The sequence below is a fragment of the Chlamydia avium 10DC88 genome (genome assembly GCF_000583875.1).
Classification (GTDB): domain Bacteria; phylum Chlamydiota; class Chlamydiia; order Chlamydiales; family Chlamydiaceae; genus Chlamydia; species Chlamydia avium.
This window is the reverse complement of sequence record NZ_CP006571.1, coordinates 696,944-707,927: the sequence shown is the minus strand read 5'-3', so window position 1 is coordinate 707,927 and position 10,984 is coordinate 696,944. Positions and strand designations below refer to the sequence as shown.

Genomic DNA, 10,984 nt, shown 5'->3' with positions numbered 1-10,984 from the left:
TATCTCTCTAGCAAAGAGGCTTATGTGGGGAATGCTTTCTCTAAAGATTCTAAAACTTCTGATACTAATAATTCCGGAGTAGGTGATAGGGAATAGGGTAATACCTTTTTAATTTTTTCTGTTTTTTCTTGGTACTGTTGGATATATAAGGCGTTTGAGGTCCCTTTGATACTAGTAATATTTCGTTCAAGAGAGAATATACGTATTTTTGCTAAGGCAAACAACCATAAAACTTCGTCAGGAAGAGGGCCGAAGCGATCGCGCATCTCTTCTTGTATACAAGATAATTGTTCTACATTTTCCGCATTGCCTATTTTTTGATAGAACTCTATACGCATCGATGCTAACTCTATATAGGTATCAGGAATACGAGAGTTATAGGGGAATTCAATTTTTACATCATCGTTAAATAATAGTGGGGATGAGTTGTTTTTTAATGCAGCTACGGCCTTTTTTAATAATTTACAATATAAATTGAATCCTATAGCGCTAATGTGCCCCGATTGATCGGTTCCCAAGATGTTCCCCGCTCCTCGAATTTCCAAATCATGTAGAGCGATTTTCATCCCTCCCCCATATTCTTGTTTATTGAGGGCTTCCAAGCGCTTAGCAGCAGGGCTAGATAGCCTGTCTAAATGTGATACTAAAAAGTAACAATAAGCTTTTCGGTTCCATCTTCCTACACGTCCTTTCATTTGATATAAGTCAGCCATACCAAATTTATCTGCTTGGTCAACTAGAATAGTATTGGCATTGGGAATATCGATCCCGTTTTCAATTAATGCAGTAGCTACAAGAATATTGATTTGTTGATCTTTGAATTTCTGAAAAATAACAGCGAGTTCTTCTGACGACATTTGGCCATGGGCAACAGCAATACGTGCTTCAGGAATTAACGAGCGAATGGTGTTTGCTAATCTAAAAATACTTTCTATCCGATTATGGATTACATAGGCTTGCCCACCACGGAGTAGCTCATGGCGTAAAGCAGCCGTTAACGTTTCATCACTATATTCTAAAACGAATGTGCTAACAGGAAGTCTATCCAAGGGAGGCATAGTGATAAGAGAAAGATCACGGGCTCCTGATAATGACATGTATAGAGTTCTGGGAATAGGTGTTGCAGATACAGTGAGACAATTTACGGTAGGATAGCGCTCTTTTAAAAAGTCTTTTACTTTAACACCAAACCGTTGTTCTTCATCAATGACAAGCAAGCCAGGATTTTTAAATTCCAAATTCTTGTTGATAAGTTTATGTGTGCCAATGAGGATATCAATATCTCCATTAGACACGCCTTCAAATATTTTTTTTGTTGTCTTGTTGTCTGAAAAGCGAGATAGGACTGCGATATTTATAGGCAGCCCTGCCATGCGTTGGGTGAATGTTTCGTAATGTTGGGTTGCTAGAATTGTTGTTGGGACCATGACAATCACTTGACGATGACCGTCACAAACAGTTTTTACAGCAGCACGCATGATAACTTCGGTCTTTCCAAATCCAGCATCACCACAAATGAGGCGATCCATAAGTTTATCCGACATCATGTCACTGTAAATTTGTTCAATAGCTTTTAATTGATCAGGAGTTTCTTCGTAGGGGAAGCTTTCTTCAAATTTTATGACTTCTTCTCCATGAGGAGGGTAGGTAAATGCCGCTGATGTCGAACGTTGAGCTTCAAGTTGAAGAAGTTTTTCGGCATAAAGAATAAGAGACTTTTCAGACAGATCGCGAGATCTTTTCCATTTAGAGCCGTTAAGATTGTGTAACTCGGGAGTTTTTTCAGAAGCCCCTACATAACGAGAAATTAAATAAGCCTGATCAGAAGGTACATAAAGTCTTGCACGATCCGCATATTCAATCACAAGATAGTCTGTTTCAATATTTAAATGGTTAGGTTTTTTTCTATCCCGATGAACTTCCCAATACCATTGTGAAGATGCACAACAGTTTCCCCCGGGACTGGGACAAAGACTTCTTCAGTAGCCACAGAAGAATAATTTCGTTGTTTTTGTCTTCGTAAGATTTTTGTCGATGCAAATTCGGATAGCGAGATAGCAACAAAATGCTCTTCTACAAGAGCAAAGCTTGATGACAGGTTATTACGTTTTTCGTAAATCTTCCAATTGTGATGTTGGAGGGTTTCTATAAGTACACGAGCTTCTTTTAGAGATTTTGTATTGGTATTATAGATCGCTATGTGGAACGGAAATTCTGAATTAGGAGTATACTCATGTAGTTTCTGTAAGAAGTCTAAAAGAGGATTTCCTTCACCAGCAAAAATTTCATTAGGATAGATAAAGGGAGCTGCAACACGTGATGTTGCAATATGGCAATGGAAAACTTCTACGTGAACTTCTTGATTTTTTTTAATTTGAGCATTGGGGAAGGTTTTTTCCTCAAAGAAAATTGTAGGAGATAGAAAAGCACGTTCACAAAATTCCTTAATTGGTAAAAAACGTTTAGGCAGTGAGGAGAGCGTCCCCGAAATTTCAGCAAAATCATCTTCTAGATTTGTTAAACTGTCGAAAACAAATGCAGGAGGAGAGGGAAAATAATCCAAAAGGCTGTACTCCAAGGACTCCCCAGAATTTTGTATCGCTGGAGATATGGAGAGTTTAGAAGTTTTCCCTGTAGATAGTTGATCTGAAGGGTTAAAGGGACGTATGGAAATAATTTTTTCTCCCCAGAATTCTATTCGAAAAGGTTCGGGAGAGGATAAGGGAAAAATATCAACAATTCCACCACGATAAGCAAACTCTCCTTTATCACTAGTAAGAGTCGTATGGCGATAGCCTAAATTTTTACATAAGTCTATCATCATATCTGGGTCTAGGAGATCTCCTACTTGAATATCTAGGCATTGGTTCATCAGATCTTTAGGAGAACGTGTTTTTTCTAGTAATGCTTTTAATGTAGTAACACAAAATACAGGCTTATTTTGTTTACAAAGTTCATAAAGTATTTTATCACGCTTGCCTACAGCATCAATATTAACTAGTTCAGGAGACAGATCGATTTCTGATGATGGGAACTCTAAGGGAGGGATTTCTAAAAACGCAGAAAGATCTTCAAAAAGATCATCTAGTCGAGAACATGTTGTCACCATGACAACAGAAGTATTTTTTTTATAAAAAAATTGAGCCGCTAAAAATGCACGTGCCCCTGAGTGGATATTTTCTATTAATAGTGGAGTAGAGGCATGAGCTAGTTTAGAAAAAAGAGGTGAGGCTAAGTTAGCTGTGTTGAAATCCATTGCCATAAAACTGTGTTTACTGTGTCTGTTTGTGGGAGAATATCTGTGCTACCCTGAGCAAATGTGTCTCGTCCTCCCCAGCGCCCCCCACAAGGTGCGAGTAATTGTTCTAAAAGATTTTTTGCTTGTAATCCTTGTTGGACAAGGTCATTAGAGAGCCTAGAAAAAAGAATATGCTTGCCCTGTTTTCGAGTAATCCATAAAGAAATACAGCGATTAGGGATTCTTTGGTGAAAACAATTTGCATATTGTTGTAGGCGATGACTTTCTGATTCATCTAGGTGGTGTACTATATAAGAAATGTCATCAATATGTTGACGTTTCTCAATGATTTTATCTAATTGTACATTGACTAACTGAGTTTCTAATTCAGTGATCTGTTTGCTTTGGAGTTTTTTCTCTTCTAATACATTTTGTAACTTGTGCACAATTTGATCACGAGGAGACTGTAAAACCAAAGAGATTTCATTGAGGTCTTCATGATCTCGATGTGCTAAGAGCTCAGCTTCTTTCCCCGTGACAGCTTCTATACGACGAATTCCTGTAGCAACAGCGTGTTCTTTAATAATACGAAAGTATCCAAGGTCTCCTGTATGCTCAGCATGGGTCCCTCCACATAACTCATGGGAAAATCCAGCAGAAACTACTCGTACAATATCACCATATTTGTCTCCAAAGAATTGTTTGATCTCTTTAGAACTCATAACATCAGAGTACAGAGCTTCGCGGATTTCAACGCGATGATTTTCTCGAATTTTTTCATTTACTAGCAGCTCTATCGCTGTTAAATCATCGGGAGATATGGCCTTGGGATGAGTAAAATCTAGACGTATTTTTGTATCATCAACGTAAGATCCAGCTTGGCGAATATGATCGCCTAAAGTCATCTCTAAAGCCTTGTGCAAAAGGTGGCATCCTGTATGGTTATTGCTAATATTTGTTCTTCGGATACAGTGTACTTGTGCTGTTATAGCTGAACCTTGAGAGAGGTACCCCTGTGTTACCTCTCCGTGATGTAAGATAATCCCTGGCTTTGGAGATGTGGTATGAGTTACTAAGAATGTCCCTTCTGAACAGAAAATCTCTCCAGAATCCCCAACTTGCCCACCTTTCTCTGCATAGAAAGGAGTTGATTTTAAGACTATGACACCTTTTTGTTTTTCTTTCAGAGTGGGGACTTGTTGACTATCATGCAGGAGTGCTTCAATAAATGTATCGCAAGATAGCGTAGTGTATCCTAAGAACTCAGAGTTTTCTTTTAGAGATAACGTATCATAAAAAGCTTCGTCTTTATCTGTTAAGTTGCGAGTTTTCGCTGCGTTTTTCTTAGAACGTTCTTTAGCTTCTTTTTCTAATTGATCGAAAGTCTCCAGATCTACAGAGAGATTATGGTCTTTTGCTAATAAAGCTATTTCATCAATGGGAAGACCATAAGTATCTTTTAATTTAAAAGCATCTTGCCCAGAGATTACAGAAGAGGATGTTTTTATCACCTGATGGAGTAAACTTCCTCCGCGATTAAGCGATCTTAGGTAATTTTCTTCTTCTGCAGTCACGACTTCTTGAATTTGAGATAAAGAAAGTCGAAGTTCAGGATAGGCATCTCCCATTGCATCAACTAAAGAAGGAACAATATCTGCTAAAAATGGTTGGGTAAGTCCTAGACGTTTCCCATAGTTGACTGCTCTACGTAGAATTTTTCTTAATACATAACCGCGTTCTGTGTTTCCAGGAAGCAAACCATCAGCAATAGCAAAAGATAGGGAGCGCGTATGATCAGCAATTACTCTGAAAGCAGCACCTAAAGGATGGTGTGGTTGATATGTTTTCCTTGATAATTGTTCTGTCTGTTTGATAAGTAGGTGTAAAACATCTGCCTCGAAAATAGTATCCGTACCTGAAATAATCGCAACTAAACGTTCTAAACCTGCTCCTGTATCTACATGTTTATTGGGGAGCGAGAGAAGAGAACCGTCTGCAGCACGGTTAAACTCCATAAAAACAAGATTCCAGTACTCTAAAAAGCGTTCACCCTCGACATCTTCTAGAGGTGAAGATGCTTTGCTAAATTTCTCTCCTCTATCAAATAAGAGTTCAGAACAATATCCACAGGGGCCGACATCTGCCATGCTCCAGAAATTATCTTTGTCTGTTAAGCGAAAAATGCGATTAGAAGGCAAGAACTCTTCCCAAAGAGCAAAAGCCTCATCATCTTTTTCATGCACAGTGGCATAAATTTGTTGAGGGTTAAAGTTGAAAACAGAAAGAGATACTTCCCAGGCAAAAGCAATAGCTTGAGATTTAAAGTAATCACCGAAAGAAAAGTTCCCTAGCATTTCAAAGAACGTGAGATGACGTGAAGTATGACCTACATTATTTAGGTCATTGTGCTTTCCCCCCGCACGGATGCATTTTTGTGAGGTTGTCGCTCGAGAGTAGCTTGTTTTTTCTTTGTTTAAAAAGACATTCTTAAATTGATTCATTCCTGCATTAGTAAAGAGGATTGATGGGTCATTATGAGGAAAGACAGGAGATGAAGGAACAATAGTATGATTCCGATTAGCATAGAACTTTAAGAAGTTAGATCGCAAAGTATTACTTAACATAGGATGGAACTTTAGTGTCAAAAGTATTAGGTTGATTGCAATTATATGGGAGTTGTTCATTTTAGTCTCTAGTCTGTCTTTTTAATGCTATTTTTTAACTATGTGTTGAGAAATAGTCTTTAGTGTGTTGGCTACTGAGTTCGGGTATTCATATAAATTGCGTAACTTGCTTTTTTGGTATTAGATGCTATAATCTTGACTTTGTTTCTTTACATAGCGCATTTAGGTCTGGAAAATGATGAATAAGGGAGTAGATATAGATATCTTAGAAAAGATATCTGGGACTCTAAAACAATTAAGTATAGAGATGATTCAAAAAGCCGGATCTGGACATCCTGGCTTGCCTTTGGGGTGTGCAGAACTTGCTGCCTACCTCTATGGCTATGTTTTAAGACATAATCCCAAAGATCCTTTATGGATAAATAGAGACCGTTTTGTTTTGTCTGCAGGACACGGATCTGCTTTATTGTATGCGTGCTTACATCTTGCGGGATATAATGTATCTTTAGAAGATCTCCAACAATTTCGTCAATTACACTCGCATACCCCAGGCCATCCTGAGTTTGGAGAAACTAGCGGTGTTGAAGCAACCACGGGGCCTTTAGGGCAAGGGGTTGGGAATGCTGTCGGTATGGCTTTATCTATGAAGATGCTTGCTGTACGCTTTAATCGGCCGGAACATGAAATCTTCAATGGTAAAGTGTATTGTTTAGCCGGTGACGGCTGCATGATGGAGGGCGTGAGCCACGAAGCTTGTAGTTTTGCTGGAACCTTAAGTTTAGATAATCTTGTCCTCATTTATGACTATAATAATATAGTTTTAGATGGATTTTTAGGAGAAGTTAGTTGTGAGGACGTAAAGAAAAGATTCGAATCTTACGGTTGGGAAGTTTTTGAAATCGATGGCTATGACTTCTTGGGGATGCATGAAACATTTACTAAGATTAAACAATCTCAACAACGTCCTACACTAGTCATTGCACATACGATCATAGGCCATGGTTCTCCTAAAGAGGGTAGTCATAAGGCTCATGGCTCTCCTCTAGGAGAAAGTGGCGTCGAGCAAACAAAGCGTTTTTGGCACCTTCCTGATGAGAAGTTTTTTGTGTCTCCAGCAGTAAAGACATTTTTTACGCAAAAACTACAGAAAGATCGTAAAATGCAGGAAGCGTGGCAAGATAACTTTTGTGTATGGTCGCGACAATTCCCTGATTTACATCAAGAATTTCTTTCACTTAAGGTCCCCGTAGTTTCAGATGAACTAGAAACTATTCTTGAAAATATAGATATGCCAGAAACAATAGCAGGTCGTGCAGCATCTAATAAGGTAATTCAGAGCTTAGCTCGGTATATCCCTGCTTTGATTGGAGGATCAGCGGATCTATCTAGTTCAGATGGTACATGGATAACGGATGCTAAAGAAATTAATCGTCAGGATTTTTCTGGAAGGAATATTAAATATGGCGTTCGTGAATTCGGTATGGGAGCGATTGCTAACGGTATTGCTTATTCTCAAGTATTCCGCCCTTTTTGTGGGACATTCTTAGTTTTCTCTGATTATTTAAGAAATGCCATTCGCCTAGCTGCATTGGCAAAGTTACCCGTAATTTATCACTTTACTCATGATTCAATTGTCGTTGGAGAAGACGGCCCTACACATCAGCCTATAGAACAAATTATGTCGTTAAGGATGATCCCCGGTTTGCAAGTGATCCGCCCAGGAGATGCTAATGAAGTTAAGGGTGCTTGGCTTGCAGCATTGAAATATATGGGCCCTACAGCTTTGATTCTTTCTCGGCAGAATCTCCCCACACTATCCCAGACAAAAGTGTCATTTGAAGAAGGTATAGGACGTGGAGCCTATATTGTATTGCATGAAGCCCATGGAGTACCCATTGATTACACTTTGTTTGCTACAGGGTCAGAATTGCATTTAGCTTTAGCTGTGGCTAAGGAACTCATGTATTTAGATAAGAATGTTCGAGTAGTTTCCTTCCCTTGTTGGGAGCTATTTGAAAAGCAAGATGCTGAATATCGTTCTCATGTTATTGGAGGGGATTTGGGCATGCGTGTGTCCATAGAAGCAGGATCTGCATTAGGATGGCATAAGTACATTGGTGCTAATGGCTTGGCTATTGCTATGGATAGATTTGGATATTCTGGAGCTCCTGCAGATGTCACAGAAGCTTGTGGATTTACTACAGACTGTATAGTACAAAGGATACTCTCTCAATAGTCATTGTCTGAAATTCCTGATCCTGGGGGCATGATATCATCAGATTCCCCAGGTTCCATATGAGGAAAACCTTTTGATTTTACGCGGTTCTTTAGTACAAAATCGAGTTTTGAGACGACTTTTACTCCTACATCGATATGATCATGCGTGAATGTATCCAGTACGAATTTTCCACTCTTTTTGGTTTTTATGCCTTCTTTTCTTAAAGGTAAATCTGAGATAATGAGCAAAGCTCCTATAGGTAAGTTTCTTCTATAGCCTGCAGAAAATAGTGTTGCGCATTCCATTTCTATAGTTTGCGCTTTATTTTCGTATAATTTTTTTCGAAATTCTGTGTTAAATTCCCAAAAACGAATGTTTGTTGTTTGCGTGATGCCAATGTGATAGCTAGCCTTTCTTTCTTCTAATACTTCGGAAATGGTTTTTTGCACGATGAAATTTGCTAATGCTGGAACTTCAGGAGGAAAGTAAATATCAGAAGTTCCTTCTCCTCGAATGCTAGCTATAGGAACAAAATAATCCCCAACTTGATAATGCGAACGTAGTCCCCCACACATGCCTAACATAACCGCAGCTTTTGCATTAGGAAGAAAAGAACATAAATCCATTGTTAAAGCAGCTCCTGGAGACCCTAATTTAAAATCTAAAATAGAGACGTTAATTTGAGGAGCATGGGAGGCAGAAAACATCGAACCTTTGGAAATAGGAACTTGGTATGTTTCTGCAAATACATGAGTGTAGTGTGTGAAATTAGTTAAGAGTAAATAGGGGCAAAATTCTTCAATCGTAGATCCAGAATATCTCTCCAACATGTCTTGAGCAATTTTTCTTTCATTAATTTGTTTATTTGTATCCGACATGTTGCAGCCTTATGTAATTGATTTTGCTCAGTTCCATAATTACTTGAAATATTCGTGTCTAGAAAATTTTATACATTTGTTTATCATGTTATTCTTAATTATAACTGCTGTAGTAAGACATTCTTCTGGACAAAGGAAAGAACACGGTTATAATATGAAGGAGAGAATTTTAAAGATTAATAGCCATGGTTCGTGTAAGTACAAGCGATTTCCGTGTAGGATTAAGAATAGAAATTGATGGACAGCCCTATTTAATTTTACAAAATGATTTTGTAAAACCTGGGAAAGGGCAGGCTTTTAATAGGATTAAAGTAAAAAACTTCTTAACAGGAAGAGTTATTGAAAAAACGTTTAAATCCGGGGAGTCTGTAGAAACTGCTGATGTCCGTGAACAACAAATGCGTTTTCTTTATTCCGATCAAGAAGGTGCTACATTCATGGATGATGAAACTTTCGATCAGGAAGTCATCTTTTGGGATAAAATTGAGAATATCCGACCATGGTTATTAGAAGATACTATTTACACACTAGTTTTATACAATGGTAATGTTATCGCTGTAGAACCTCCTATTTTCATGGAGTTAACAATTACGGAAACAGTACCTGGCGTACGTGGAGACACTGCATCAGGAAGAGTCTTAAAACCAGCTGTAACAAACACCGGTGCCAAAGTTATGGTCCCTATTTTTATTGAAGAAGGTGAAGTAGTCAGAATTGATACACGCACAGGAAGTTATGATTCTCGTGTTTCTAAGTAATGTAGTATGTATCCCAAGCCCTATTGTATAAAAAGAAGAGTTCCCTTAATTTCTACAATATGGAAACAACAAAGAAAAAAGAGCTATCTTCAGAGATAGAGCTATTAAAGAAAATGCGTGATCGAGCTGTTTCTATTGAGGAACAGAAAAAACGTAAGGTTTGGGTAGAAAAATTAATTTCTCTTCCTGAATCTACTCGGGATGTCTCTCATAATGTAGTTTTTGATACTCCCGAAATATTTAAAGCCATTGCAGAGAAAATTTGTGAAGAGGGTGTGTAGGTTTTCACACTCTCTATTTATCCTGTCTCCCAGCATGTTCTCCTATCCTAAGTGTGTTGCAACTACAGAAATTTCTAAAGGTTTTCCAGAAGTAAGATTTGTAATTGTTGCTGTATGAATACGGTATCCTTGCGGATATAGATCAATGATATGGAAGCTAGCATTCGAAGGTAGAGAAATAGAACCGCTGTTTAAAATTAGGTGGGGAGCATAATTTTTATTGTGGTACATAGCAGATTGATGATCATGCCCATGCAGATATAAATGTACATTGGAGTACTTCTTTAATGCGTTTTGTAAACTTGTGTTATTGATTAAATCATGAGAAGGCTCTGATGTCGATAACAGAGGGTAGTGATTGGCAATAATGATATTCTCTTGAACGGAGTGGTTAAGAATAAAGTTTTCTAAAATAGAAATCTGAGATGATTTGATCATACCATTAGCTGAAAACCATCCGTTTAAACACGAGCAATCCAATAAGACTAACCACCAGTTATCTAAAAGTTTATGGAAAGCAATACCTTCATTTTGTAATTGAATATTTGGGAAATATTGATAAAAGGTTTGTTGAATCAAAGAACGTTGAGTATATACATCATGATTCCCAGGAAGGACGTAAACAGATGCCTGTGTCTCTAATGTATGAACAAATTGTTTAGCTAGTGCAAATTCTTGGTTTAGAGCAGTTAGAGAAAAGTCTCCCGTAATACAAATACTATTTGCTTGTAATTGTTTAGCTAAAGTAGGGAAACCCTCTGCAATTGCCTTCGACTGGAAATTCACACGACCAAAAACTTGACGCAGCATACCCTTAAATCTTTTATTCATAAGAGTTAAAGGATTCGTAGGGAAAATAGCAAAATGCACATCAGAGATATGGAGAAGACGATGTGCTCCAGGCGGTTTATTATCCATATTTTCTTCTCCTTAAACAGGGAACTTTTATGGAGTTCTCTTCATCGGTAATAAGACAATATAAAGCTG

At 38.0% G+C, this 10,984-nt stretch carries 6 protein-coding genes and 1 pseudogene; 3 read left to right on the top strand and 4 right to left on the bottom strand.

What is annotated here, in order from left to right:
* Window positions 1-20 precede the first annotated feature (20 nt).
* Window positions 21-3,256, bottom strand: a pseudogene (gene mfd / locus RT28_RS03125) (transcription-repair coupling factor).
* Window positions 3,232-5,862 carry an alanine--tRNA ligase gene (gene alaS / locus RT28_RS03120; protein ID WP_038500843.1) on the bottom strand — a complete coding sequence of 877 codons (2,631 nt, stop codon included), beginning with the start codon at window positions 5,860-5,862 and terminating at the stop codon, window positions 3,232-3,234. The pseudogene mfd and the gene alaS overlap by 25 nt, the downstream one beginning before the upstream one ends.
* A 235-nt stretch (window positions 5,863-6,097) precedes the next feature.
* Between alaS and tkt the strand changes: the two genes are divergently transcribed.
* Entirely contained in the window at window positions 6,098-8,098 is a 2,001-nt protein-coding gene (gene tkt, locus RT28_RS03115) for a transketolase (protein ID WP_038500840.1), read from the top strand.
* On the opposite strand, the gene RT28_RS03110 is transcribed toward tkt, so the two are convergent.
* Entirely contained in the window at window positions 8,092-8,958 is an 867-nt protein-coding gene (locus RT28_RS03110) for an AMP nucleosidase (protein WP_020356559.1), read from the bottom strand. The two genes, tkt and RT28_RS03110, sit on opposite strands and share 7 nt — an antisense overlap.
* A gap of 185 nt (window positions 8,959-9,143) precedes the next feature.
* On the opposite strand from RT28_RS03110, the gene efp reads away from it, so the two are divergent.
* Together efp and RT28_RS03100 are read left to right on the top strand one after the other, a co-directional pair.
* A complete protein-coding gene (gene efp / locus RT28_RS03105; protein WP_020356558.1) occupies window positions 9,144-9,716 on the top strand; it encodes an elongation factor P in 573 nt (190 codons plus the stop codon).
* A 59-nt stretch (window positions 9,717-9,775) separates the two neighbouring features.
* The gene (locus tag RT28_RS03100) at window positions 9,776-9,997 is read left to right on the top strand and encodes a hypothetical protein (protein ID WP_020356557.1); all 222 of its coding nucleotides are present in this window, start codon (window positions 9,776-9,778) and stop codon (window positions 9,995-9,997) included.
* A 42-nt stretch (window positions 9,998-10,039) separates the two neighbouring features.
* On the opposite strand, the gene RT28_RS03095 is transcribed toward RT28_RS03100, so the two are convergent.
* Window positions 10,040-10,915 carry a metallophosphoesterase family protein gene (locus RT28_RS03095; protein WP_020356556.1) on the bottom strand — a complete coding sequence of 292 codons (876 nt, stop codon included), beginning with the start codon at window positions 10,913-10,915 and terminating at the stop codon, window positions 10,040-10,042.
* Window positions 10,916-10,984: the final 69 nt, after the last annotated feature.